This is a genomic window from Roseovarius autotrophicus, from assembly GCF_018069895.1.
Classification (GTDB): domain Bacteria; phylum Pseudomonadota; class Alphaproteobacteria; order Rhodobacterales; family Rhodobacteraceae; genus Roseovarius; species Roseovarius autotrophicus.
The window spans coordinates 164,363-189,589 of sequence record NZ_JAGQDH010000005.1; the positions used below are offsets into that span (position 1 = coordinate 164,363).

The 25,227-nt window shown below is 64.1% G+C and carries 24 protein-coding genes and 1 pseudogene; 18 read left to right on the plus strand and 7 right to left on the minus strand.

What is annotated here, in order from left to right; translation table 11 throughout:
• The first annotated feature begins 22 nt into the window (after positions 1–22).
• Complete coding sequence (gene pyrC, locus KAK09_RS08315; protein ID WP_210878466.1) at positions 23–1,303, plus strand: dihydroorotase; 1,281 nt, start codon at positions 23–25, stop codon at positions 1,301–1,303.
• Positions 1,303–1,911 carry a glycerol-3-phosphate 1-O-acyltransferase PlsY gene (plsY, locus tag KAK09_RS08320; RefSeq protein ID WP_210878467.1) on the plus strand — a complete coding sequence of 203 codons (609 nt, stop codon included), beginning with the start codon at positions 1,303–1,305 and terminating at the stop codon, positions 1,909–1,911. Before pyrC ends, plsY begins: the two co-directional genes overlap by 1 nt.
• Here plsY and KAK09_RS08325 read toward each other — a convergent pair.
• The 3 genes from KAK09_RS08325 to KAK09_RS08335 form a co-directional block, all read right to left on the minus strand.
• Positions 1,908–3,200 carry an NAD(P)H-dependent oxidoreductase gene (locus KAK09_RS08325; RefSeq protein WP_210878468.1) on the minus strand — a complete coding sequence of 431 codons (1,293 nt, stop codon included), beginning with the start codon at positions 3,198–3,200 and terminating at the stop codon, positions 1,908–1,910. The genes plsY and KAK09_RS08325 overlap by 4 nt on opposite strands.
• A 48-nt stretch (positions 3,201–3,248) precedes the next feature.
• Positions 3,249–4,061 carry a class II aldolase/adducin family protein gene (locus tag KAK09_RS08330; protein WP_210878469.1) on the minus strand — a complete coding sequence of 271 codons (813 nt, stop codon included), beginning with the start codon at positions 4,059–4,061 and terminating at the stop codon, positions 3,249–3,251.
• Positions 4,062–4,196: 135 nt separating this feature from the next.
• The gene (locus KAK09_RS08335) at positions 4,197–6,560 is read right to left on the minus strand and encodes a 1-deoxy-D-xylulose-5-phosphate synthase N-terminal domain-containing protein (protein ID WP_210878470.1); all 2,364 of its coding nucleotides are present in this window, start codon (positions 6,558–6,560) and stop codon (positions 4,197–4,199) included.
• Positions 6,561–6,673: 113 nt separating this feature from the next.
• Here KAK09_RS08335 and KAK09_RS19055 point away from each other — a divergent pair.
• The 12 genes and pseudogenes from KAK09_RS19055 to KAK09_RS08390 form a co-directional block, all read left to right on the plus strand.
• Positions 6,674–6,820 (plus strand): annotated as a pseudogene (locus KAK09_RS19055) (Lrp/AsnC family transcriptional regulator); the annotation flags it as partial.
• Between the two features lie 6 nt (positions 6,821–6,826).
• On the plus strand, positions 6,827–7,141 hold the full coding sequence (locus KAK09_RS08340) for an Lrp/AsnC family transcriptional regulator (RefSeq protein ID WP_336244440.1): 315 nt from the start codon (positions 6,827–6,829) through the stop codon (positions 7,139–7,141).
• Positions 7,142–7,303: 162 nt separating this feature from the next.
• A complete protein-coding gene (locus KAK09_RS08345; RefSeq protein WP_210878472.1) occupies positions 7,304–9,424 on the plus strand; it encodes a YjbH domain-containing protein in 2,121 nt (706 codons plus the stop codon).
• On the plus strand, positions 9,421–10,017 hold the full coding sequence (locus KAK09_RS08350) for a YjbF family lipoprotein (protein WP_210878473.1): 597 nt from the start codon (positions 9,421–9,423) through the stop codon (positions 10,015–10,017). Before KAK09_RS08345 ends, KAK09_RS08350 begins: the two co-directional genes overlap by 4 nt.
• Before the next feature lie 28 nt (positions 10,018–10,045).
• The gene (locus KAK09_RS08355) at positions 10,046–11,437 is read left to right on the plus strand and encodes a polysaccharide biosynthesis/export family protein (RefSeq protein ID WP_247651126.1); all 1,392 of its coding nucleotides are present in this window, start codon (positions 10,046–10,048) and stop codon (positions 11,435–11,437) included.
• Between the two features lie 241 nt (positions 11,438–11,678).
• A complete protein-coding gene (locus KAK09_RS08360; protein ID WP_210878474.1) occupies positions 11,679–12,935 on the plus strand; it encodes a PQQ-dependent sugar dehydrogenase in 1,257 nt (418 codons plus the stop codon).
• On the plus strand, positions 12,935–13,519 hold the full coding sequence (locus KAK09_RS08365; protein WP_210878475.1) for a c-type cytochrome: 585 nt from the start codon (positions 12,935–12,937) through the stop codon (positions 13,517–13,519). The genes KAK09_RS08360 and KAK09_RS08365 overlap by 1 nt, the downstream gene beginning before the upstream one ends.
• 114 nt (positions 13,520–13,633) lie before the next feature.
• The gene (locus tag KAK09_RS08370; protein ID WP_210878476.1) at positions 13,634–14,074 is read left to right on the plus strand and encodes a YeeE/YedE family protein; all 441 of its coding nucleotides are present in this window, start codon (positions 13,634–13,636) and stop codon (positions 14,072–14,074) included.
• Positions 14,075–14,077: 3 nt separating this feature from the next.
• Positions 14,078–14,509: a DUF6691 family protein gene (locus KAK09_RS08375; protein ID WP_210878477.1), complete on the plus strand. Its 432-nt coding sequence runs from the start codon at positions 14,078–14,080 to the stop codon at positions 14,507–14,509.
• The gene (locus KAK09_RS08380) at positions 14,506–15,390 is read left to right on the plus strand and encodes an MBL fold metallo-hydrolase (RefSeq protein WP_210878478.1); all 885 of its coding nucleotides are present in this window, start codon (positions 14,506–14,508) and stop codon (positions 15,388–15,390) included. The genes KAK09_RS08375 and KAK09_RS08380 overlap by 4 nt, the downstream gene beginning before the upstream one ends.
• Positions 15,391–15,453: 63 nt before the next feature.
• The gene (locus KAK09_RS08385; RefSeq protein WP_210878479.1) at positions 15,454–17,217 is read left to right on the plus strand and encodes a SulP family inorganic anion transporter; all 1,764 of its coding nucleotides are present in this window, start codon (positions 15,454–15,456) and stop codon (positions 17,215–17,217) included.
• A 34-nt stretch (positions 17,218–17,251) separates the two neighbouring features.
• Positions 17,252–18,121, plus strand: a complete 870-nt coding sequence (locus KAK09_RS08390; RefSeq protein ID WP_210878480.1) for a substrate-binding domain-containing protein — start codon at positions 17,252–17,254, stop codon at positions 18,119–18,121.
• A gap of 36 nt (positions 18,122–18,157) precedes the next feature.
• Here the strand turns inward: KAK09_RS08390 and KAK09_RS08395 are convergent, their stop codons facing one another.
• From KAK09_RS08395 to KAK09_RS08410, 4 genes are all read right to left on the minus strand, one after another.
• A complete protein-coding gene (locus KAK09_RS08395) occupies positions 18,158–18,979 on the minus strand; it encodes an ABC transporter substrate-binding protein (protein ID WP_210878481.1) in 822 nt (273 codons plus the stop codon).
• Positions 18,980–18,999: 20 nt separating this feature from the next.
• Positions 19,000–19,752 carry an ATP-binding cassette domain-containing protein gene (locus KAK09_RS08400; RefSeq protein WP_210878482.1) on the minus strand — a complete coding sequence of 251 codons (753 nt, stop codon included), beginning with the start codon at positions 19,750–19,752 and terminating at the stop codon, positions 19,000–19,002.
• Positions 19,745–20,452, minus strand: a complete 708-nt coding sequence (locus KAK09_RS08405) for an ABC transporter permease (RefSeq protein WP_247651127.1) — start codon at positions 20,450–20,452, stop codon at positions 19,745–19,747. Before KAK09_RS08405 ends, KAK09_RS08400 begins: the two co-directional genes overlap by 8 nt.
• A 73-nt stretch (positions 20,453–20,525) precedes the next feature.
• A complete protein-coding gene (locus KAK09_RS08410; RefSeq protein ID WP_210878483.1) occupies positions 20,526–21,653 on the minus strand; it encodes a CaiB/BaiF CoA transferase family protein in 1,128 nt (375 codons plus the stop codon).
• A gap of 156 nt (positions 21,654–21,809) precedes the next feature.
• Here KAK09_RS08410 and KAK09_RS08415 point away from each other — a divergent pair, with 156 nt between their 5' ends.
• The 4 genes from KAK09_RS08415 to KAK09_RS08430 all read left to right on the plus strand — a co-directional run bounded on the left by KAK09_RS08415 (position 21,810) and on the right by KAK09_RS08430 (position 25,203).
• On the plus strand, positions 21,810–22,745 hold the full coding sequence (locus tag KAK09_RS08415) for a LysR family transcriptional regulator (protein ID WP_210878484.1): 936 nt from the start codon (positions 21,810–21,812) through the stop codon (positions 22,743–22,745).
• Between the two features lie 90 nt (positions 22,746–22,835).
• A complete protein-coding gene (locus KAK09_RS08420) occupies positions 22,836–24,020 on the plus strand; it encodes an acyl-CoA dehydrogenase family protein (protein ID WP_210878485.1) in 1,185 nt (394 codons plus the stop codon).
• Between the two features lie 9 nt (positions 24,021–24,029).
• On the plus strand, positions 24,030–24,854 hold the full coding sequence (locus KAK09_RS08425; RefSeq protein WP_210878486.1) for an HTD2 family dehydratase: 825 nt from the start codon (positions 24,030–24,032) through the stop codon (positions 24,852–24,854).
• 31 nt (positions 24,855–24,885) lie between these two features.
• Positions 24,886–25,203 carry an ArsR/SmtB family transcription factor gene (locus tag KAK09_RS08430; protein ID WP_210878487.1) on the plus strand — a complete coding sequence of 106 codons (318 nt, stop codon included), beginning with the start codon at positions 24,886–24,888 and terminating at the stop codon, positions 25,201–25,203.
• Positions 25,204–25,227: the final 24 nt, after the last annotated feature.

Sequence of the window (25,227 nt, forward strand, 5' to 3'; positions counted from 1 at the left end):
ATTTCACGAAGAAAGCCGGGCGATGACCCAAACCCTTTTCACCAATGCCAGCCTGATCGACCCCGAGGCGGGAACGGATGCCCCCGGCTGGCTCCTCATAGACAAGGGCGTGATCGTCGCGCGCGGGGCCGGGGACGAGGTGCCGCAGGCCGAGACCGTGATCGACTGTGGCGGCCATTGCCTTGCGCCCGGTATCGTCGATATCGGGGTCAAGGTCTGCGAGCCGGGTGAGCGGCACAAGGAAAGCTATCGCTCCGCCGGCCTCGCGGCGGCGGCGGGCGGGGTGACGACCATGGTCACGCGGCCCGATACGTCGCCTGCCATCGACACGCCCGAAGTGCTCGCATTCGCCCGTCGCCGCGCCAATGAGGCCACGCCCGTTACCGTCCTGCCCATGGCCGCGCTCACCAAGGGGCGCGACGGCCGCGAGATGGTCGAGATCGGCTTTCTTATGGATGCGGGCGCGGTGGCCTTCACCGATTGCGACCATGTGGTGCGCGATACCAAGGTGCTGAGCCGTGCGCTGAGCTATGCGCGCAGTCTTGGCGCGCTGGTGATCGGCCACCCTCAGGATCCCGGCCTGAGCGCCGGGGCGGCGGCAACCTCTGGCAAGTTCGCCTCTCTGCGCGGTCTGCCCGCCGTCTCGCCCATGGCCGAACGAATGGGGCTGGACCGCGACATCGCGATTCTGGAGATGACCGGCGCGCGCTATCATGCCGATCAGATCACCACGGCGCGGGCGCTCCCGGCGCTGGCGCGCGCAAAGAAGAACGGCCTCGACATCACTGCCGGCACCTCGATCCACCATCTCACGCTCAACGAGCTTGACGTGTCGGATTACCGCACCTTCTTCAAGGTCAAGCCGCCCTTGCGCTCGGAGGATGATCGTCAGGCCGTCATTGAGGCGCTGCGCGAGGGGTTGATCGACATCATCAGTTCGATGCACACGCCGCAGGACGAGGAAAGCAAACGCCTGCCCTTCGAGGCGGCGGCCAGCGGCGCTGTGGCGCTCGAGACGCTGCTTCCGGCGGCGCTGCGGCTCTATCACGCCGAGGCGCTCGATCTGCCGACCCTTTGGCGGGCGATGTCGCTCAACCCGGCGAAACGGCTCGGGTTGGCCTCCGGGCGGCTCAGCGTGGGCGCGCCTGCCGATCTGGTGCGCTTCGATCCGGGCAAGCCCTTCATCCTCGACCGCTTCGCGCTGCGCTCGAAATCCAAGAACACACCCTTTGACGGGGCGCGGCTGCAAGGTAAGGTCATTGCGACCTATGTCGCCGGCACCTGCGTATACGAGGCCGACTGATGCCCCTGATCGAAACCGCGCCATCCATCCTCCTTCTCTGGGCGGTGATCGGCTACCTGCTCGGCTCGATCCCGTTCGGCATGGTGCTGGCACGGGTCATGAGGCTGGGCAATCTGCGCGAGATCGGATCGGGCAATATCGGCGCGACAAATGTGCTGCGCACCGGCAACAAGACAGCCGCTGCGCTCACGCTCCTGCTCGACGGGGGCAAGGGGGCGGTGGCGGTCCTGCTGGCGCGCGCCTTTGCCGGAGAGGACGCGGCGCAACTGGCCGGACTCACGGCCTTTCTCGGCCATTGCTATCCGGTCTGGCTGCGCTTTGCGGGCGGCAAGGGGGTGGCGACATTCCTCGGGCTGGTTCTGGCGCTGGCGTGGCCGGTGGGGATCGCGGCCTGTCTGACATGGCTGGCCACGGCGGTGGCGACCCGGATATCGTCGCTCTCCGCATTGGTGGTGGCGGTGGCAGCCCCGCTTTTCATGCTGATTTTCGGTCACGGCAATGCGGTTGTGCTGGCAATGGCGCTAGCGGCGGTGATTCTCTGGCGGCACCGCGGCAACATCGCCCGGCTGAAGGACGGAACCGAACCGAGGATCGGCAGGAAGGGCTAAGCGCCGCCGATCAGCCCGCGATAGAGGTCTGTGACCGGATCGGAGCCAAGCGCCACGTCGTCCATGCTCAGGATCGTGCCGCGCGCCACATCGCGCCGTAGCGCCACCCCATGCGCAAGGCCGATGGGCAGTGCCGTGCGCGCCCGCGCCACCGGCTGTGCCTTGCCCCAGACCGTATAGCCGCCCTCGCCGTCAAGCACCTCGCCAGCCTTGAGGTCGCGCTTGGCTACCGCCGCGACCGTGCCGCGCATCTCGCGCGCCTGCCCTGTGGGTTCGCCGCGTAGCGCCGCGCTCAGCACCGAAATCGACAGTTCCAGCCCGATCAGGTGATAGGGCTTGTGCATCGCGGCAAAGCGTCCGGTGGCGTCGGTCGGCAGGCCATATTGGCGGAAACAGTCTGCCGCGTAATCGTTCGGGGCTTCAAAGACAACATAGACCCCCCAACGCAGATCGCGGAAGACGGGCCGCCCGTCGCGTTCGAGCGACGAGACCGTTTCCACCATGCCGCGCCCCGGTAACTGACCACCCAGATCGCACGGGCGCAGCACATGCGCGAGATCGTCCACCCCGCAGGGCGGAAAGGCGAGACCGGCGTCGGGTACATCGAGCCCGCAGGCATTGGCGATGGCGACCATCTCGATGGCGCTCTTGGTGCCGTCGAGGAAGGAGTTGAACATCTGCGGGTTCATTCCCCCCTTCGCCGCCTCCGTGGCGGTCAGTCCGTAATGGAGCCAGACATCATCGGGTGTCACATCGTGATAGGCGGGCAGGTATTTGGTGCCCTTGCCGGCGGCGGTGACGTGAAAGCCTGCGGCGCGCGCCCAATCGACCATCTCCGAGACAAGTGCGGGTTGATCGCCATACGCCATGGAGTAAACCACCCCTGCTGCCTGCGCCTCGGCAGCGATGGCGGGACCGGCCAGAACATCGGCCTCGACGTTGACCATGATCACATGCTTGCCCGCCGCGATGGCGACGCGCGCATGCGCGATGCCCGCGCGCGGATTGCCGGTCGCTTCGATCACAACATCCACGTCGCCGCGTGCGGCGAGCGCCGCGCCGTCGTCAACAAAGGCGGTGGCGGCGAGGCGTTCCTCGTCCCAGCCCACGGTCCGGCACGCGGCACGCGCGCGGTCAGGGTCGAGATCGGCAATGGCGGTGACTTCCAGCCCGGCGATGGTGGGCACCTGCGACAGGAACATCGAGCCGAACTTGCCCGCGCCAATCAAACCTGCCCGCACCGGTGCGCCGCGCGCGCCCGCCTCTGCCGCCAGTCTTGCCAGATTCATGTCATTCTCCGTTCTGCTGATAGGGGTGCCGTGCGCTGTGGGCGCGCATCACTCGAACATGTCGGGTTGATCCTCGACAAGCTGATTCCAGATCGTCTGGAAATGCAGCCAGCCGATATACTCGCTGCCGACATGTTCCCGGCTGTAGCGGGCGCGATCCTCGGGTATGCGGATCGGCTGAACTCCCGAGGCGGCGATGTCGAGTTGCTGCTGGCAGCAGCGTTCCAGTGCGATGAACCAGAAGGCAGCCGATTCGATCGAATGCCGACTCGCTGTCAGAAGCCCGTGATTCTGATGCAGCGCCGCCTTGACGCCCTTGAACGCCTTCGCGACGTCAGAGCCGGCGTGGTTCTCGACGGCGACTTGCCCGCCCTGTTCGCCGATCACCACATGGTCCTCGAAAAAGGCGCAGGCGTCCTGCGTGATCGGATCGATGGGACGGCCTGTCGCGCACCATGCGGTGCCGTAGGTGGTATGCGCGTGACACATGGCGATGATGTCGGGATGTTCTTCGTGCACGTTGGCATGCAGCACAAAACCGGCTCGGTTCACCGCGTGACTGCCCTCGATAACGCGGCCCGCATGGTCGACAAGGATGAGGTTCGACATCCGGACCTTGGCGAAATGCACGCACATCGGATTGGTCCAGTAGAGGTCCGGGCGTTCGGGATCGCGCACGGTAAGATGTCCGGCAAAGCCATAGTCGAATCCCTGAAGCGCAAAGGCTCTGCATGCCGCGACAAGCCGCTCCTTGCGGTGGCGGCGCTCGTCCTCGACCTTGTCGAATTGGGGGAGTTCAGGAAAGATCAGCCCGTCCTGTTCGGGCTGGTAGATCGAGATGCGTTTACCAAGGTCAAGCATGGGGTGTCTCCCTTCGTTCTGGCTGAGTGATCCGTGACTTCGCGCCCGAGCACGGGAAAAGATGAACCGGGCCGTGGCCGCCTCTCCGCAGGGCCCCTTTCCGCGGTCCCATAAGAGCGTTTCGTCTGCGCGTTGTCATGCAAGAATCCGCCGTTCCGGTGTCAGGGCCCTGACGCGGTCGGCGATTGAGTGCGCGTCGATGCCGAAATGGCGGTAAAGATTACCGATGGTGCCGGTCTGACCGAAATGCTCTACCCCGAGCGGCAGGGTGCGGTGGTCGGCGACCGCGCCCAGCCAGGCCAGCGTGGCCGGGTGCCCATCGATCACCGTCACAAGTATGCAATGTGCCGACAGATCGGCGACAAGCCGTTCGACATGGCTCCGGGCAGCGTGATTGCCGCGCGCACGCTCGCGCTGGGCGGCGGTCCAGCCCGCATTGAGCCGGTCGGCGGAGGTCACGGCCAGAACGCCCACGTCGCGGCGGTGCTCCGCGATCATTCCGGCGGCGGCGATGGCCTCGTCTGCGATGGCACCCTGATAGGCGATCACCACTTCACAGTTCGGCCCGGGCCTGCGTAGCCAGTAGGCGCCGTCGATGGCCCCCTGGCGAAAGGCATCGTCAGCACGTTGTCCAGGCTGTTCCAGCGGCTTGGTGGTCAGCCGAAGATAGACCGATCCACCGGTCTCGTCGCGCAGCCAGGTCCGCGCATCCGGGGCGCTCGCGCCGTCGCGTTGCAGGTAGTCCAAGGCCCATTCCATGATTACCGCAAGCTCGTCGGCAAAGGCGGGCTCGAATGCGGCAAGTCCGTCCTGGCTCAGCCCGATCAGGGGTGTGGCGATGGATTGATGCGCGCCGCCCTCGGGCGCGAGGGTGACCCCGGACGGAGTGCCCACAAGAAGAAAACGCGCATCCTGATAGCACGCATAATTGAGTGCATCCAGGCCGCGGCTGACGAATGGATCGTAAAGCGTGCCGATCGGGATGAGCCGCTTGCCCCAAAGGCTGTGCGCCAGCCCCGCCGCGCCGAGAAGCAGCATCAGGTTCATCTCGGCAATGCCCAGTTCCAGATGTTGTCCCTCGGGTGAGAAATTCCACTTTGCGGTGGACGGGATGCGGTGTTCGATGAAGGCGTCCCTCTGCGCGATCCGCGAGAACAGCTTGCGCCGGTTGACCCATGGCCCGAGACCGGTCGTGCCGGTGACATCGGGTGAAGACGTCAGGATCCGCGCAGCCAGCGGGCTGTCGCCTCGGGCCAGATTGTCGAGGATCTTTCCGAATGCCATCTGGGTCGAGATATCGCGGCTTGTGTCAGACGCGATGTTTGGCACCGGCAGGCGCGCGGTGGCATGGCGGCGCGGCCCCATGGCAAAGAACGGCACATTCGCGAGGAATGCCCTGAAACCGTCCGGGTTGCTGACCGTGGCCAGCGGCTCCCATTCCTGGCCCTCTGGAATGCCCATATGCGCCTGCCAGTCGTCCATCTGCGCCTTGGTCATCAACCCGCCATGATTGTCCTTGTGTCCGGCAATGGGCGTGCCCCAGCCCTTGATCGTGTATGCCAAAAAGCAAGTCGGGCGGTCGTGGTCGATGGCGGCGAAGGTTTCCGCCATCGTCTCGACGCAGTTGCCGCCGAGGTTTTCCATCAGTTCGGCCAGATCGCGGTCGCTGCGCCGCTCGATCAGGGCGGTTACATCGCCCTGATCCCCCAGATCATTCATCAGCCGTTCGCGCCAGACCGCGCCGCCCATGTAGGTCAGGGCAGAGTATTCGGCATTGGGACAGGCGTCGATCCAGGCGCGCAGGCGTTCGCCTCCTGGCTCGGCAAAGGCCGCACGCTGCAACTGGCCATACTTGACCTTGACCACGTCCCAGCCGAACGCATCGAAGATCTTCTCGATTCGCCCGAAGAGCCCCTCGCGCACGATCCCGTCAAGAGACTGGCGGTTATAGTCGATGATCCACCAGGTGTTGCGCAGGTTGTTCTTCCAGCCCTCCTGCAGCACCTCGTAGACGTTGCCTTCGTCCATCTCGGCATCGCCCACGAGCGCGACCATGCGTCCGGTGGGGACATCCGCGCCCCAGTCCTTGGCGGTGATGAAGTCCTGCACCATCGAGGCAAGCGCCGTGATCCCCACGCCAAGCCCGACCGAGCCGGTCGAGAAATCCACATCGTCCATATCCTTGGTTCGGCTGGGATAGCTTTGCGTCCCGCCATATCCGCGAAAATTCTCCATCCGCTCGCGGGTCTGGTTGCCCATCAGATATTGCATCGCGTGAAAGACGGGCGCGGCATGGGGTTTGACCGCCACGCGATCCTCGGGCCGCAGCACCGAAAAATAGAGCGCGGTCATGATCGAGACCATCGAGGCGGAGGATGCCTGATGCCCGCCAACCTTGATCCCGTCCATCTTGGGGCGGATGTGGTTGGCGTGGTGGATCATCCAGTGGGACAGCCATAATAGCCGCTGTTCCACGGTCTTGAGGTGCGTTCTTGCCATGTCTCTCCCCCGGTCTTCCACATCGTATCCGATGCGACGGACATGAAATCGGCAAATGCGCTCGGGATCGATACTTGTTGCGCTGGATTTAATCTCATATCGTCAATTTCATGATGGATACCACCAATACTGATGATCTAGATAAGCGAATCCTGCGCGCAATCGCGAAAAATGGCCGAATTTCGGTCCAGGCGCTCGGTGACTCGGTCGGGTTAAGCCCGAGTCCTGTCGCGCGTCGTCTCAAGCGGTTGGAAGAGCGCGGGATCGTGACCGGCTACAGCGCCATGATCGACGAGACGGCGCTTGGATTTGGCGTGTCGGTGTTTGTCTCGGTCAAGCTGGACCGGCAGATCGACGATGCGCTTCAGGCGTTCGAGAAGGCGATCCTTGCCTTCCCAGAGGTTGTTGATTGCTGGCTGATGACCGGTAACAGGGATTACTTGTTGCGTGTGGTCACGCGCTCTATGGCGGAGTTCGAGAAATTCCTGGTCGGCAGCCTGACCAAGGTCAAGGGCGTTGCCGAGATCGAAAGCTCGATCCCGTTGCGGCGGGTGAAACAGACCGGGTCTCGAACCCCCTAAGCCTGGCATAGGCAGGGCAGATGCGCATCGAAGGCCCGGCACGACCGGCGATCATCCTGTCCCATCCCTGTCTGTGACCGCAACGCCACGTTGTCAGATCAGTGGCACGACACAATCACTGGCAGGTATTTTCTTCACCGCACTTTCTGATATGGCGGCGGTATGGGATGGATCCTGACACCTCGCCTTGCCGCACCTCTGATCGGGGCGCTTTGCGCGACCGCCGCAACGGCGCAGGAGACGCCCCGTCGAATTGATACAGGCTACAACAGCTACGGTTATCCGGGCATGATCGATATGCCCGTGGCCCACAGCCGCCCCGATAGCGAGCTGGCCTTGAGCGTCAGTTCCTTCGCCGGCCAGACCCGGAACACGCTGACCTTTCAGCTGACGCCCCGGCTGTCGGGGAGTTTCCGCTATTCGAAGCTTGAGAATCTTCTGGGGGGTGGCACGCGGGCACTGTTTGACCGCAGTTTCTCGGTGCATTTCCGTTTTGCCGACGAGACCATCTGGCGCCCGGCTTTCGCAGTCGGGCTGAACGATTTTCTCGGCACCGGCGTTTATTCGTCCGAGTATGTCGTGGCAACCAAGACCATCGGCGAGCGGGTCCGTGTCACTGGCGGCCTTGGGTGGGGGCGCCTGGGAACGTCGGGCGGGTTCAAGAATCCGTTGTCGGTTCTCGACGACCGGTTCGAGACGCGGCCGCCCATTGATGTCGGAGTCGGGGGGGATGTCAGCTCGCAGCAGTTCTTCCGGGGCGATGCGGCCCTTTTCGGCGGGATCGAGTGGCAGGCAACCGACAAGCTCCGGCTTACCGCCGAATACTCCTCGGATGCGCACCCACGAGAGGATCCGGCGGCCTTCGAGCGGGAGAATCAGTTGAATTTCGGCGCGACCTACAAGATCGGGCCGATGACGGATGTCTCGTTGCGCTGGCTTTACGGCAGCGAAGTCGGGGTGCAACTCTCGACCGCCGTCAACCCGAAGAACCGTCCGAATCACGGTGGCCGGGAACCGGCACCGCCGCCGGTCCTTGTGCGCGCCGCAGCCCCGGTGGCGGCGCTTTCATGGAATGGCAGTATCGAGCAGAGCGCGGGTTACAGCAGTCGCGTCGCCGCGGCGCTCGACGGGCAGGGGCTGCGGCTGCATGGCTTTTCCATGGTGGGCAGGCAGGCGCGCGTCGAGATCGAAAACCTCGCCTGGCCGCAAGAGTCCCAGGCCATCGGACGCACGGCACGGGTGTTGTCGCGCGAATTGCCGCCGCAGATCGAGCGGTTCGAGATCATCCTTGTCACCAACGGAGTGCCGGTCACCTCGCTCTCGATCGCGCGGGGCGACATGGAGACGCTCGAACACGACCTTGACGGGGCGTGGAAGAGCTTTGCCCGCGCGCGGCTTTCCTCGCCGACCGACCCGGTGGCACCGATCAAGGGCCGCTATCCCCGCTTTGAATGGAACCTCAAGCCCTATCTGACCACCAGCCTCTTCGATCCCGACGACCCGGTGCGCGCCGATGTCGGGGCCGAATTGCGCGCGCTCTTCGAGGCCGCGCCGGGGCTGGAATTCGGCGGCGCGCTGCGCAAGCGGGCGGTCGGCAATCTCGACGAATCCACCCGCCTCTCTGATTCAGTCCTGCCGCGCGTGCGCAGCGATTTCAACATCTACGATCGCGAAGGCGACCCGACGATTCCCGATCTGACGGCAGCCTATTACTTCAAACCGGGCGAGAACCTCTATGGTCGCGTGAGCGGTGGTTATCTCGAACGGATGTATGGCGGGATCTCGGGCGAACTCCTGTGGAAGCGCACCGACAGCCCCTTCGCCCTCGGGGCCGAAATCAACTACGTCAAACAGCGCGATTTCGATCAGCTGTTCGGCTTTCAGGAATACAGCGTCGCCACCGGCCACGTCTCGGCCTATCTTGAACTGGGGGGTGGGTTTCACGCGCAGGTCGATGCCGGGCGCTATCTGGCCAAGGACTGGGGGGCGACCTTTTCGCTCGACCGCGAGTTCGGCAACGGCTGGAAGGTGGGGGCGTTCGCGACCTTCACCGACGTGTCCTTTGACGATTTCGGCGAAGGTTCTTTCGACAAGGGGATCCGCGTGACAATCCCGCTGACATGGATCACGGGCGAGCCGAACAGGACCGATTTCAGCACGACGATCCGTCCGCTCTTGCGGGATGGCGGGGCGCGGCTCGATGTGGGCGGACGGCTTTACGAGCGTGTGCGCCCGCTGCACAAGCCAGCCCTTCAGGACGGCTGGGGGAGGTTCTGGCGATGATCGGCCGTTTCCCCTTGCGCGCGGGTGGTGCGGCACTGGTCGCTGCGCTGGCGCTTGGTGGTTGCGACCGGGCGCTGAGCGCGCTCGATCTGACCGGCAATGTCGTGGCGGTGCAACCGCAGCTCATCGGCGAGGACCGGCTTGATGTGACCATTCCTGCAAGCGGGGCGCGGGCGCGTCTTGGTCCCGTCGCGCGCACTGGCGATGTCATGGTCTGGCAGACGCTCGACGGAATCACCCTCTCGATGCGGCAGGGGCTGTTGATCGGCACGCGCGGGCTTGGCGATGATCTCATGTCGGCGGAGGTGGATGGCGTTCTGGCGCTCTTGCGTGGCGCGGCGGGCGAAGGTCCGGTGCCGCATATCCGCACGCATCTCGATGGCGAGGACCGCACCGTCTTTCGAAGCTATCAGTGCATCCGGGGTGCCGTGACGCGTGATGCCGGGTTGCGCCGGGTTGAGGTGCTGTGCGTCTCGCCGCAGGACCGCTTTGCCAACACCTACTGGATGGATTCCATGGGCGCCGTGATCCGTTCACATCAATGGATCAGCCCTGCGTTGCGCCATCTGGAGACGGCACATGTTTCAGGATAGACGGGTTCAGGGAATTTGGAGGATGGTCATGGGACACGGCAAGGCGGGTTTCGAAAAACGGGGCGCAATTGGCTTGGTGCTTGCCATGGCGCTTTTGCTGCCTGCGGGCTGTGGCGTGGTTTACCAAAGTCCGAAGGTCAGCCGTGACACGGGCACCGGGATTGACGTGCGCGAGATCAAGGTGACGCCGGAAACCGTGCTGTTAGCCAATCGCAGTTCCTACAGCCCGCGCAACCTCCCGCGCGAGTTTCACGCGGCGGCGAATGCCTCGCAGGGCGCAGGGCTTGGGGCGCTTCCCGCCGCGCCTGAGTCCCCCGACATGCGTCCCGGTCGCCTTGACTTGCGTGCGCCGCAGAATTTCACCCCGCCGCCTTACCGGATCGGGGTGGGCGATGTGGTGCTTCTGGCCACGAAAAGCAGCGGCAACTCGCTCGAGCAGTTGTCCGGGCTTCTGGCTGCGCAGCAACAGCGCCAGGGCTATGTGGTGTCCGATGACGGTTCCATCTCGATCCCGGATATTGGCCGGGTCGAAATCGCCGGGATGACCCTGGCCGAGGCCCAGGACCGCATTTTCCGCTTCCTCCTGGAAAATCAGGTCGATCCCAGCTTTGCGCTTGAGGTGAGCGGGTTCAACTCGCAACGTGTGACGGTCGGTGGCGCGGTGCGCAACGCCGCGCGCGTGCCGATCACGCTGGTGCCGCTGAAACTGGGCGATGCGCTCACCGCGACCGGCGGGGTCGAGGTGCGGGACGCGGAATTCGCCTCGATCCGCATCTATCGCGACGGCACGCTTTACCAGATTCCGTATCAGGACTATCTCGCGCGTCCCGACCTGCGGGAGCTGACGCTCCGCGATGGCGACGGGGTGTTCGTGGACATCAATTACGACCTTGACCGCGCGTTCGAATTCTATCGGCAGGAAGTGGACGTGATCCGCCTGCGCAGCCAGGCGCGCAAGGATGTGCTGGACATGATGGCCACAGAAATGTCCATGCGCCGGGGTCTGCTTCAGGAACAGCGATCCAATTTCGAGGCCCGCGCCGAACTGGGGGCGGAAAAGCGTGATTACGTCTATCTCGCAGGCGAGGTCAGAAGCCAGAGCCGCGTCGCCCTTCCCTATGAACAAAAGGCGGTTCTGGCCGATGTTCTTTACGGGGAAGGCGGTTTTCCCACCCAGACCGGCAACCCGGCCAATGTCTACGTTCTGCGCCAGTCGCAGGATCCGGTCGAGTTCGGCGCCGTCACAGCCTGGCATCTCGACATGCGCAACGCGGTCAATATGACGCTTGCGACACAGATGGAAATGCGCCCCAACGATATCGTTTTTGTCGAGGAACAACCCATCACAAAATGGAACCGTGTCGTTCAGCAGTTCGTGCCGACACTGCTGACAACGCCCGCTTCCATCGCGGCGAGGTAACTCCGGGCACCGCGAAGAGGGGGGCGCCTTGTTTCATTTCCTGTGTCAAGGTGACGCAGAGAAGACTTGTCCTTTTCGAAAACCGGGATACCCTCTCGACCGGGAGTCGTCGTGTGCGTCGGCTTCCGCTCCGGTGTGCGAAGGGGAGAGCGCGCGCCACTTCAGTTGATGTAACGAGGCTGAAGCACCGCCCGCCAACTCTTGGGCGGCAAGGAACTGACGTTCAACCGGGAGGACCCACATGAAATATCTGCTGTCATCCATCGCAACGCTCGCCCTGACCGCCGGCCTGGCACAGGCCCAGGCCGCCAACGTGCCGGACAACCTGGAAAAATTGTCGAATTTCCAGAGCACCGGCGTGACCGATTTCACCTTTGTTGAGCAATCCGGCCCCTTTGCCGACGGTATCCGTGAAACGCTCAAGCGGATCACCCTGCCCGCGGGCTTCAAGATCGAGCTTTACGCAGTTGTCCCTGACGCCCGCCACATTGCCGTGGGTCCGCAGGGCGTTGTGACCTTCGTCGGCACCCGCAAGGACAAGGTCTGGTCCGTGACAGACCGCAACAAGGACCGCGTTGCCGACGAGGTCAAGGATTTCGCGCCCTCGCTGCGGTTTTCCATTCCCAACGGCCCCTGCTTCTCGCCGGACGGGTTTCTCTACATCGCTGAACAGAATCGCGTGCTGCTGTTTCCCGCCGCCGAATTCTTTTACGAAAGCCCCGATGTGGCGGCCTTCAATCTTGTCGCCAAGGGCGATCTGATCCCCGAGGATGAAGAAAGCTTCAACCACACCGCCCGGGTCTGCAAGATCGGGCCGGATGGCAAGATCTACATCTCGCTTGGTCAGCCCTTTAACGTCGCGCCGCGCGAAAAGCTTGATCTCTATAACGAGTGGGGCATCGGCGGCATCATCCGCATGAACCTCGATGGGACGGGCCGCGAGGTCTATACCTACGGCGTGCGCAACTCGGTCGGGCATGATTTCCACCCCGAGACCGGCGAACTCTGGTGGACCGACAATCAGGTGGACGGGATGGGCGATGACATCCCGCCCGGCGAGTTGAACCGTCAGACCGAAATGGGCCAGCATTTCGGTCATCCATGGTATGGTGGTGGCTCTGTGCGGACCAATGAATACAAGGGCGAGGAGGTTCCGGTCGAAGTGGTGATGCCCGCAGTCGAAACCGTGGCCCATGCCGCCGATCTGGGCATGACATTCTACACCGGCAAGATGTTCCCTGCGAAATACAGGAACGCCATCTTCTCGGCGCAGCACGGCTCGTGGAACCGGACAGAACCGATCGGCGCACGCGTCATGGTCACCTTCATCGACGATGAGGGTAACGCCACGATGGAGCCTTTCGCCGAGGGCTGGCTTGACGAGAATGGCGAGTATCTCGGGCGGCCTGTCGATGTCGCGCAGTTGCGCGACGGCTCGATCCTTGTCTCGGACGATCTCGTGGGCGCGCTCTACCGCATCTCCTACGAGGGGAACTGATGCGGCTGGCGGCTATTCTGTTTCTGGGCGGGGGTTTCCTCGCCCAGACGGCTTTGGCCGAGGAGGCGACGGGCGATCCCGCCTCGGGGCGCGATCTGGCGCGGCAATGCCGCACCTGCCACGGCATCGACGGCTATGCGAGAATGCCCATCGTGCCCCATATCGGTGGCGAAAATCCGGCTTATATCCGCCACCAACTCACCGCCTTTCGGGACGGTATCCGCGAACACGAGATGATGAGCGTGGTGGCGGCAGGGCTCGGCGATCAAGAGATTGCCGACCTCGCGGCATGGTATGGCGCGCAGACCCCCGTGGCCACGCTCGGCCCCGGTCAGGAACCGGGCGCCGCGCCCGAGGGCTGTGTCGCCTGTCATGGCGCGGACGGCATCGCGCTGATCGAGGACGCGCCCAATCTCGCGGGTGAGACCGTGATGTATCTTGATACGCAGCTCAAGGCGTTCCGCACCGGAAAGCGCGTCCATGACATCATGAACGGCATCGCGGCGGAGATGACGAATGACGAGATTCGTGCCGTCTCGGAGTGGTATTCTTCGGTGCGATTCGAGGTGATTCCGGCCGACTGACGCTCACTTCGCCGTGTTCTGCGGTTTTCCCCTGTCATGGCGGCGGGTCGTCCCTTATATTCACGTTCATGGATATGAGGGGCGCGCTCGCCCCAGCACGAGGGAGACAGACCCATGACAGCCATCGAAACCGCCTTTACCCCATTTCAGTCGCTGGCCGGAGGCGTGCTTATCGGCCTTTCGGCGGTGCTTCTGATGTTCCTGCAAGGGCGCATCATGGGCGCAACCGGCATTCTTGCCGGTCTTGTTACCGGCAATGCTCCGGGCGAGCGAAGCTGGCGCGCGGCGATGGTCGCGGGGATGGTCGCGGGGCCGCTTCTGGTGCTGGCCGTCACAGGGCAAATGCCCGTCGTCGATGTGCCGGTGAGCCTGCCGATGATCCTTGTCGGCGGCTTTATCGTCGGCGTTGGCGTGACCTATGGCTCGGGCTGTACCTCGGGGCATGGGGTCTGCGGCATGGCGCGGCTCTCGCCGCGCTCGATAGTGGCCACGCTTACCTTCATGGTGGTCTGCTTCGCCACCGTCTATGTCATCCGTCACGTTCTGGGGATCTGAGCCATGCGTCTTCTCTCTGCCTTTCTCGTGGGCCTCATCTTCGGCCTGGGCATAGCCGTCTCGGGCATGATCAACCCGGCCAAGGTGCTCAACTTTTTCGATATTGCCGGGACCTGGGATCCGAGCCTTGCCTTTGTCATGGGCGGGGCGCTGATCACCACCTTCATCGGCTACCGCTTCGTGCTGCGCCGTCCGGCGCCGGTGATCGAGGCGAAATTCCTGCTTCCTACACGACGCGACATCGACGCGCGGCTTGTCGGCGGGTCTGCGGTGTTCGGCCTCGGCTGGGGCATTGCCGGGTTCTGCCCCGGCGCGGCGCTCCCGGCGCTCGGTTCTGGCAAGTGGGAGGTGATGGTCTTTGTCGCGGCACTGATCGCAGGGATCTGGGTGGCGCGCATCGCGCAGTCGCGCACGGGGGAAAGGGCAGCAGCATGAAAGGGTATCCGGTCAACATGGGACAGCGGCCCGAGGTCACCGCCTTTTTCGACGAGGACACCAATACCATCAGCTATGTGGTAAGGGATCCCGCCTCAAATGCCTGTGCCGTGATCGACCCGGTGATGGAAATCGACATGGCCGCGGGCCGGATCACCCATGCCGAGGCGGAAAAGATCATCGCCCATATCGAGGGCCAAAGCCTGCGGCTTGAGTGGATCATAGAGACGCATGTCCATGCCGACCACCTGAGCGGCGCGCCCTATATTCAGGAGCGTCTCGGCGGGCAGATCGGCATCGGCGAGAATATCCTGATCGTGCAGGACACTTTCGGCAAGATCTTCAACGAGGACACCGAGTTTCAGCGCGACGGTAGCCAGTTCGACCGGCTGTTCAGGGACGGCGACACTTATCAGGTGGGCGAGATGACCTGTTTCGCCCTGCACACGCCCGGCCACACGCCCGCCTGCATGACCCATGTGATGGGCGATGCGGCCTTTGTCGGCGATACGCTTTTCATGCCCGACGGCGGCTCGGCGCGGGCGGATTTTCCGGGCGGCGATGCCGGGCAGCTTTATGATTCGATTCAGAAGGTGCTGTCACTCCCTGACCAGATGCGCCTTTTCATGTGCCATGATTACGGTCCCAATGGTCGCGAAATCCGGTGGGAGACCACCGTGGCCGAGGAGAAGGCGCACAACATCCATGTTGGTGGTGGGCGCACCCGCGAGGACTTTGTGAAGCTGCGCACCGAGCGCGACGCCAACCTTGCCGTGCCGCGGCTGATCCTGCCTTCGCTTCAGGTCAACATGCGTGGGGGCGAGTTGCCCAAGGATCGTGACGGTATCCCGATGCTCAAGCTGCCGGTCAACCGGTTCTGACAGCGCGACGATACGGCGCCACTGGGCGCCACCGCCACCGGGGCGGCGGAGAAGCGGATAGACATGAAACCGAGACCCTTGCAGCGTGTACTTCCGATCCTCGATTGGGGCCGAGCCTATTCCCGGCAGGATCTGGGCAGCGATGCAGTGGCGGCGGTGATCGTCACCATCATGCTGATTCCGCAATCGCTGGCCTATGCTATCCTTGCGGGGTTGCCGCCCGAGGCGGGGCTCTACGCCTCGATCGTTCCGATCCTGCTTTATGCGATGCTGGGCACCTCCCGCGTGCTGGCGGTGGGGCCGGTCGCCGTCGTGTCGCTGATGACGGCAACGTCAATCGGTGCGGTAGCCGAGGCCGGCACGGCGGGCTATGCTGTGGCGGCGCTCACACTGGCGGGGCTGTCGGGGGCTATCCTGCTGGCCATGGGGGTGCTTCGGCTGGGATTTCTGGCGAATTTCCTGTCGCATCCGGTGATCTCGGGCTTCATCACGGCAAGTGGCTTTCTGATCGCGCTCAGTCAGGTCAGGCATCTTCTCGGGATCGGCGCCGGCGGGGGCACCCTCCCCGAGATGATTCTGTCGCTCTGGGGGCATCTGGGCGATGTGAACCCTGTCACCCTTGCGATCGGCGGGGGATCGGTGGCGTTTCTCCTCTGGGTGCGGCGGGGGTTGAACCCGGTGTTGCGGCGACTTGGTCTGGGGCTGCGCGCGGCGGATATCGCGGTCAAGGCCGGGCCGGTGGCGGCCGTTGCGGCGGGCACGCTTGCGGTCTGGGCACTGTCGCTCGAGGGGCGCGGCGTTGCGGTCGTGGGCGAGGTTCCGCAGGGCTTGCCGCCCCTGACAATGCCGTCCTTCTCGCCGGTCCTGCTGGGGCAGCTTTTCGTGCCGGCGCTGCTGATCTCTATCATCGGGTTTGTCGAGTCGATGTCGGTCGCGCAGACTCTTGCCACCCGCAGGCGGCAGCGAATCGACCCGGATCAGGAGTTGATCGGCCTGGGCGCGGCAAATCTCGGGGCGGCGTTCACGGGGGGCTATCCGGTCACCGGAGGTTTTGCCCGCTCTGTGGTCAATTTCGATGCCGGTGCCGCCACTCCCGCAGCGGGGGCGTTCACGGCATTAGGGCTGGCGGCGGCGGCGTTCTGGCTTACGCCGCTGATCCAATTCCTGCCGGTGGCCACGCTGGCGGCCACGATCATCGTCGCCGTGCTGAGTCTGGTCGATATCACGACGTTGCGGCGTGCCTGGGCGTATTCCAAGGCGGATTTCGCCGCTGTCGCGGTGACGATCCTGCTGACGCTGGGGCTGGGGGTCGAGGCGGGGGTTTCGGCCGGGGTGATCCTGTCGGTGGGGCTGCACCTCTACCGCAGTTCGCGTCCCCATATTGCCGAAGTGGGGCTGGTGCCGGGCACACAGCACTTTCGCAACATCCTGCGCCACAAGGTCATCACCGATCCGGCGCTTGTTACCTTTCGTCCCGATCAAAGCCTCTATTTCGCCAATGCCCGGTTTGTCGAGGATCACATCTTTGAGCGGGTCGCGCCTGGAGGCCCGGTGCGCGATGTGGTCTTGATGTGTGCGGCCATCAACGAGATCGACCTGAGCGCCGTCGAGACGCTGGAGGCGATCAACGCGCGGCTCAGAGACATAGGCGTGCGGCTGCACCTCTCGGAGGTCAAGGGGCCGGTTATGGATCGCCTCAAAGGCGCGCATTTCCTTCACGAGATGACCGGCGAGGTCTATCTTGCCCAGTATGACGCCTTCTCCGCTCTGGCACCCGAGGCCGCGAGGCGAGTCTTTCCTGCTGATCTGCCTGACGAGATGGGTTAGTCAGGGACAGGAAATCCTCGACAGGCGGCACGGAATGGACAGCCCGATCCCTCTCTATCTTACCACCCGCGAGGTAGCGGACCTTTTGCGTGTCAAGGAGCGCAAGGTTTACGAGATGGTGTCCACGGGCGAGATTCCGCATCGCAAGATCACCGGCAAGCTGCTGTTTCCCAAGTCCGAGATCATGGGCTGGATCGAAGGCGAGGGAAACTTGCGTCCGGCGGAGCGACCCGCGCTTGTTACCGGCTCGCACGATCCCCTGCTGGACTGGGCGCTGCGCGAAAGCGGGGCCGGCATGGCGACGCTGTGGAATGGCAGTAGCGAGGGACTGAACACCTTTGCTGAGGGACGCGCGGCGCTGGCCGGTCTTCACATTCCGGGAGAGACCGAGTGGAATATCGCTGCGATCGAGGCGCGGGGCCTGCGCGACGCGGTGCTCATTGGCTGGGCGCGGCGCATGCGGGGCCTGATCCTGACGCCTGGTGTGGCCGAGATGGTCAAGGATTTCGCTGACTTGCGCGGGCGGCGGGTTATCCTGCGGCAGGAGGGGGCAGGGACGACGGCGCTTTTTGTGCGGCTCATGGCGGAGGCGGGGCTGGCGCCCGCCGACCTCAAGATCCCCGCAAGCCCCGCTCATACAGAAAGCGACGCAGCGGCGGCGGTGGCGGCGGGCGAGGCCGAGGCGACGCTTGGGCTTGAGGCCATGGCGCGGCAGTTCCGCCTGACCTTCCGCCCGCTCCTGCGCGAGCGGTTCGACCTGCTGATCGACCGGCGCGCCTATTTCACCGAGCCGGTTCAGCGCCTTGTCGCCTTCATGCGCTCTGACACGGTCGCGGCCAAGGCGGCGGCCTTCGGCGGCTATGACACGACCGACATGGGCAAGGTGCGCTGGCTCTCGCCCTGAACGAAGGATGCGGCCGGACGGCCGCGATTTGCGCGGTCAGCCTCCTGCGTTTGGAAAGAACAATTGCTGCCCGTCCACCTTGAAATCGGCGATCGCCGCCTGTCCCTGGTCCGATAGCACCCAGTCGATGAAGGCCTGCCCGGCCTCGGCCTTGACGTGTCCGTGTTTCTCCGGGTTCACGAGGATGATGCCATACTGGTTGAACATCTTCGCGTCGCCCTCCACGGCAATGCGGTAATCCCCCTTGTTGCCGAAGGCGATCCATGTGGCACGGTCGGTCAGGATATAGGCGTTCATGCCCGTTCCGGTATTGAGGGTCGCGCCCATGCCGGAACCCGTTTCACGATACCAGCCGCCCGACGCTGCCTGCACGTCGATGCCCGCCATCTTCCATAGACGCAACTCGGCCTTGTTGGTGCCGCTGTCATCGCCGCGTGAGGCGAAGGGCGCCTGCGCTTCGGCAATCTTGCTCAGCGCCGCGACAACATCATTCATGCCCGCCACACCGGCCGGATCATCCGCCGGGCCGACAATGACGAAATCATTATACATCACGTCGGCGCGAGATACGCCGTGGCCCTCGGCTACGAATTTCTCCTCCGCCGCCTTGGCATGGACGAACAGCACATCGCCGTCGCCGTTCTCGGCATTCTTGATCGCCTGCCCCGTGCCGACGGCAACCACCCGAACCTCGATCCCGGTTTTCTCTTGAAAGATCGGCAGGATATGATCGAACAGGCCGGAATTCTGCGTCGAGGTGGTGGATTGCACCAGGATGAACTCCTGCGCTCGGGCCGTTCCGGCCCCAAATGCAAGCACCGTCCCGAGGGCAAGCGAAAGCAGGTGGCGTCGAAGCATCGTGTTTCTCCTTTTGAGTGTCAGAAATCGTTGCGTGTATAAAGCCGCCCGGCCATCCACGCCCGCGCGGCCTCGGAACGGGGCGCATCAAGCACCTGATCGCGCGGTCCTTCTTCGGCCAAGCGGCCGGCGTGAAGAAAGATCACCGAATCGCCCATGCGCCGCGCCTGCCCCTGATCATGCGTGACCATGACCACCGTGACGCCGCGCGCATGCGCGGCGTTCACAAGGTCCTCGATCATCTGCGTCGAGGCGGGATCGAGGCTCGATGTCGGCTCATCCAGAAACAGGATCTCCGGGTCGCAGACCAGCGCGCGCGCCACCGCCAGCCGCTGCTGCTCGCCCCCCGACAGGAGCCGCGCGGGCTGTCGCGCCTTTTCGGTCAGGTGCGCCATCTCAAGCGCCTCTCGCGCACCCGCCTCACGCGCGCGCCATCCCAGCCCCTGCACTCGCAGCGCAAAGCGCAGATTGGCGATGACCGAGCGGCGCAGCATCACCGGGCGCTGGAATACCATGGCCTGTGCGCGTTTCGCGGGCCGCTCGCCATGCCAGCGCACCGTACCGAAGGAAGGCGGCAAAAGCCCGTGGAGCAGGCGCAGGAACAGGCTCTTGCCCGCCCCGTTCGCCCCCATGATCAGCGTGCGCTTCCCCTTGGCAATGTCCACATCGATGCCTTGAAGCAGCACCTGCCCGCCGGCAGCAAAGCCGAGGCTCCGCGCCGTCAGGATTGACGCGATACAGTCCTGCGCGCTTTCCATTACCGTGTCACGCATAGGCCGCCCTCACCGCCGAAACGCGCAGCGCCATCACGCCCGCATTCACCACCACCGCTAACCCCAGGAGCAGCACGCCAAGCGCCAGCGCCAGTTGCAGATTGCCCTTTGACGTCTCAAGCGCGATGGTCGTGGTCATCACGCGAGTGACGTGGTTGATGTTGCCCCCCACGATCAGCACCGCCCCCACCTCGGCCACTGCGCGACCAAAGCCAGCCAACGCCACGGTCAGCAGGCTGTAGCGCGCATCCCACAGAAGTGCCGCCACACGGGTTCGGGCTGTTACCCCGAAAGAGGCGAACTGTTCGGCATATTCCCCGTGCAGATCCTCGACTACCTGTTTCGTCAGCGCCGCGATGATCGGGGTCACGAGGATCGTCTGCGCGATGATCATGGCCGTGGGCGTGTAGAGCAGCCCCAGCACGCCGAGAGGCCCCGCAGCCGAGAGCATGAGATAAACGAAAAGCCCCACCACCACCGGCGGCAACCCCATCAGCGCATTGAGCAGGACCGTAATCACACCCCGTCCCGGAAAGCGGAAGGCACCCACGAGGGCACCGAGCGGCAGACCGATGAGACAGGCCAGCGCCACCGCCGAGAGCGTCACCTGAAGAGAGAGCATGACGATCACGCTCAGCTCCCGATCCCATCGCAGGATCAGGCCGAACGCCTCTGCCATCATGTCTCCAAAGCTGAACAAATGCTATTTCTCCCGGCTGTGGGAAAAAAAGCATAAAAACACATGATGTGCGAGTCAGAATTTCGAGATTGGCTCAGATTTCGCGAAACTCCGCGCGAAGCGCCGAACCATGCTCTCCGAGCGCGGGTACCGGGCCGGGCGCAGACAGCACCCCGTCAACGATCGCGCCGGGTGCCAGCATCCGCACCGGGCCGGACGGGGTCTTTACCGTGACATGGCGGTTCTGCGGATGGGTTTTCAGATCCTCCATATCGCTGACCCGGCCATAGGCGATGCGCGCTGCACGCAGTCTTTCGGCCATCACGTCGCGGGGCAGCGCGGCAAAGACGGGCCGCAGGATTTCGTCGAGCGCGGCGCGATTGGAAACGCGGTTCGTGTTGTTGTCAAAGCGCGGATCGCGGGCCAGCGCGGCATCACCGATGATCGCCTCGCAGAGCACTGCCCATTCGCGCTCGTTCTGGATCGAGATCAGCACCGCCTTGCCGTCAGCCCCCTCATAAACGCCGTAGGGCGCGATGGTGGGATGGTTGAGCCCGACGCGCGGCGGTACCTTGCCGCCATAGGCATACTGAAGATACGGCACGTTCATCCAGTCGCCCAGTGCGTGAAAGAGCGACACCGCTATATGCCGCCCCTCACCGCTGTGCGCCCGTCCGATCAGCGCCTCGAGAATGGCCTGATAGGCTGTCATTCCCGCCGCGATGTCGCAGACCGACACACCGGTGCGTGCAGGCCCCGCTGTGTTACCGGTGATCGAGGAAAGCCCGGTCTCGGCCTGCACCAGCAGATCATACGCCTTCAGATCGGCGAGTGGTCCCTCCTCACCATAGCCCGAGATCGATACGGTGATAAGACGCGGGTTGTCGGCGCGCAACCGCGCAGGAGCGAATCCGAGACGGTCAATCGCCCCCGGCGCGAGGTTCTGGATGAACACATCCGCGCGTGCCACCATCCGTGCCAGAAGCGCGCGGTCCTCGTCCTGTCGCAGATCGAGGCAGACCGATTCCTTGCCGCGGTTGAGCCAGACAAAATAGGCGCTCTCGCCCTTCACGAGGCTGTCATAGCCGCGCGCGAAATCGCCCTCGGGACGCTCGACCTTGATCACGCGCGCCCCCGCCTCGGCCAACCGCCCCGAGGCATAGGGCGCGGCTACTGCCTGCTCTATCGAGACGACGAGAACATCGCTGAGATCGCTGCGCATGGGGCCGGTCCTTTCCTGCGTTACACGCACAAAATGCCCGAAGCGCCGCGAAATGGGAAATACCCGGCTATTCGCACAGCCATAGTCGTACGTTATGGCTTGCGCTCTTCTCATCCGCCTGTGTTCTCGCGTGCGCGGGTGGTGTAGGATCGCGATATGGATATTCGCCAGCTTCGCTATTTCGTCGCCATAGCCGAGGCGCCGTCGCTTTCGGCGGCGGCGCTTCATCTCGGGGTGGCGCAGCCCTCGCTCTCTCAGCATGTCACGAAGATGGAGGCGGAACTCGGCGTATCACTTCTCGACCGCTCGCCGCGTGGCTCGATGCTCACCGCTGAGGGACAGGTGCTTTTGCGCCATGCACGCGAGATTACCACCGCGATGGACCACTGTCTTGACGAGATGCGCGATGTCGGCGGCGCGCCGCGTGGCAAGGTTGGATTTGGTCTGCCGCCCTCGGTCTCGATGGTGCTTTCGGTGCCGCTTGCCGAAACCGTGCGGGTTGAGTCGCCAGATATCCGCCTGCGCGCCGTCGAGGCGATGAGCGGTTACATAAAGGCATGGGTCGAGGATGGCACTGTCGATCTCGGCTTTATCTATGACCTCAAGGGGGCCGAGCATTTCCGCGCCAGACATGTGCTTGACGAGCGCCTGCATGTCTATGCCGCACCCGACAACTGGCCCTTTGTCACGCCCCCCGGCACGCCTGTGCCGCTCGCTGCGCTGGAGGGGCTCGAAATGATCCTGCCCGAGGCCGCGCACGGACTGCGCCGGACCATCGAGGGCTATGCCCGCCCGCTTGGCCTGAGCCTCAATGTGACCATCGAAATGGACGCGATGACGCAGATCAAGGAGTTGGTGGCGCGCGGTTCGGGTCACGCGATCTTTTCGCCCTCGGCAGTGCATGACGCGGTAGCGCGCGGCGATCTGGTCGGCGCGCCCCTTGCCGACCCCGAGATGGTGCGCCCGGTCTGGCTTGTGAGCAACCCTGCCCGCCCGACAAGCAGCGCCTCTCGTGCCGTCGAGGCGATCACGCTCGACGTGATCCGCGATCTGGTGGGTCGGGGCATCTGGGAGGGCACGCTCCGGCCATAGCGTTTTCCAATGCCTCTCAATGGCACGCGGTATTTCCCTTATGGCCAAGAAGTTGCGAGAAACGCCGGGTGTGAAACAAGGACTCCGCGCATGACATCATTCAACCCCACGGCGGATTACGCCGATATCCGCGCAGGCGTGGCGAAGGTCTGCGCGCGGTTCCCCGGCCCGTATTGGCGCGATCTCGACGCGCGCAGCGCCTATCCGTCCGAGTTTGTCGGCGCGTTGATCGATGAAGGCTATCTGGGCGCGATGATCCCCGAGACCTATGGCGGTTCCGGCTTGCCGCTGACCGCCGCTGCTGTGATCCTTGAGGAGATTCACCATCAGGGCTGTAACGCCGCCGCCTGCCATGCGCAGATGTATACGATGGGCACGCTCCTGCGCCATGGATCAGAGACGCAGAAGGCGGCGTATCTGCCAGGCATCGCCGATGGTTCCTTGCGCCTCCAAGCCTTTGGCGTGACCGAACCGACCAGTGGCACCGATACGCTGGCACTCAAGACCACGGCGCGGCGCGAAGGCGATGAATATGTGATCAACGGCCAGAAGATCTGGACCTCGCGGGCCGAGCATTCGGACCTGATGATCCTGCTTGTCCGCACCACGCCGCGCGATCAGGCGAAATCGAAAACCGATGGCCTGTCGGTGTTCCTTGTGGATCTGCGCGGCAAGGTGGGTAACGGCATCGATATTCGCCCGATCCGCACCATGATCAACCACGCCACCACCGAGGTGTTCTTTGACAATCTGCGCGTCCCGGCGGATAGCCTAATCGGTGAAGAGGGCAAGGGCTTTCGCTATATCCTGTCGGGGATGAATTCCGAACGCATCCTGATTGCCGCCGAATGTATCGGCGATGCCAAGTGGTTTCTGAACAAAGGGGCCGCCTATGCCCGTGAACGGGTGGTGTTTGGCGCGCCGATCGGGGCCAATCAGGGGGTACAGTTCCCGCTGGCGCGCGCGCAGGCGCACATGATGGCCGCCGAAGCGATCGTTTACCGCGCGGCGGCGATGTATGATGCGGGGCAAAATCCCGGCGTCGAGGCGAATACGGCCAAGCTGCTCGCTTCCGAGGCAAGCTGGGAGGCGGCAGAGGCCTGCATGCAGACCCACGGCGGCTTTGCCTTTGCCGAGGAATATGACGTGGAGCGCAAGTTCCGCGAGACGCGGCTTTATCAGATCGCGCCGATCTCGACCAACCTGATCCTGTGCTACATCGCCGAACAGGTGCTGGGCCTGCCCAAATCCTACGGACCGGGGCGCGGGCAATAAGGAGCGGAGATGACGGATTATTCCGACTGGACCGGGCGCAGCTTTGCCCGCGAAGAGCCGATCACCGACCGGTTGATCGACCATTTCAACGTGACGCTGGCAGGTACGCTGGCCGAGGCGCCGGTGCCTGTCGGCCTGCACTGGTGCCTTGCGCCCGACGCGGTGACGCCTGATCTGCTGGGCCGCGATTGCCACCCGAGGCCGGGGCTGTTTCTGCCTGCCCTGCCCTTGCCGCGCAGGATGTGGGCAGGGGGCGCGCTGGAGTTTCACGGCGCGTTTGCCCCCGGTGACGTGGTGGCGCGCGAAACCACGGTCGAGGATGTGACGTTCAAGGAGGGGCGCAGCGGGCGGTTAGGCTTTGTCACGGTCCGCCACGTCTATCGTGTTGTGGGCGAGATGCGCCTCAACGAACGGCAGGACATCGTTTACCGCGAGGACCCCAAGCCCGGCGAGGCCGTGACGCCCCCGAGCGCCGAGGACTGGCAGGGCGCGACCGGCTGGCAGGTGACGCCCGATCCGGTGCTGCTGTTCCGTTTTTCCGCGCTCACCTTCAACGGCCATCGCATCCATTACGATCACCCCTATGCGACGGAGGTCGAGGGTTATGCTGGTCTTGTCGTTCACGGGCCGATGCAGGCGGTGTGGATGATGAATCTCGCCGCGCATGTTGCGGGCCACCTGCCCGCACACTTCACCTATCGCGGCCTCAGCCCGCTGATCTGCGGCGCGGCGGTGGTAATCGAGGCGCGCGAGACCGAGGGCGGGCTGGACCTGCGCGTGCGGCGTGAGGTGGACGGTGTGGCGACCATGACGGCGCGAGCGGAGATGGATTGACATAACTAGAAGTATCGGTATGTTGTGTCCCATGACCCTCACAAGCCCCACCGCCCGCGCCCTTGGCGCCCTTGGCCATGACACCCGCCTCGCCATCTTTCGCCTTCTGGTGCGTGCGGGCGAGGCCGGGCTGAATGTGGGCGAGATCGGGCAGCATCTGGATCAGGCGCCTTCGACGCTGGCGCATCACCTCTCGGCGCTGGTGGATGCCGGGCTTGTGGTGCAGGAGCGGCGGGGGCGCGTGGTGCTGAACCGGGTGGATTTCGCGGCGATGCGGCGGATGCTGGATTTCCTCACCTCCGAATGCTGCGTGGGCGTGACGCTGGCCCGAAAGGACGACGCAGCCTGAGTTTTTTTGCCGCAATAGAACCAG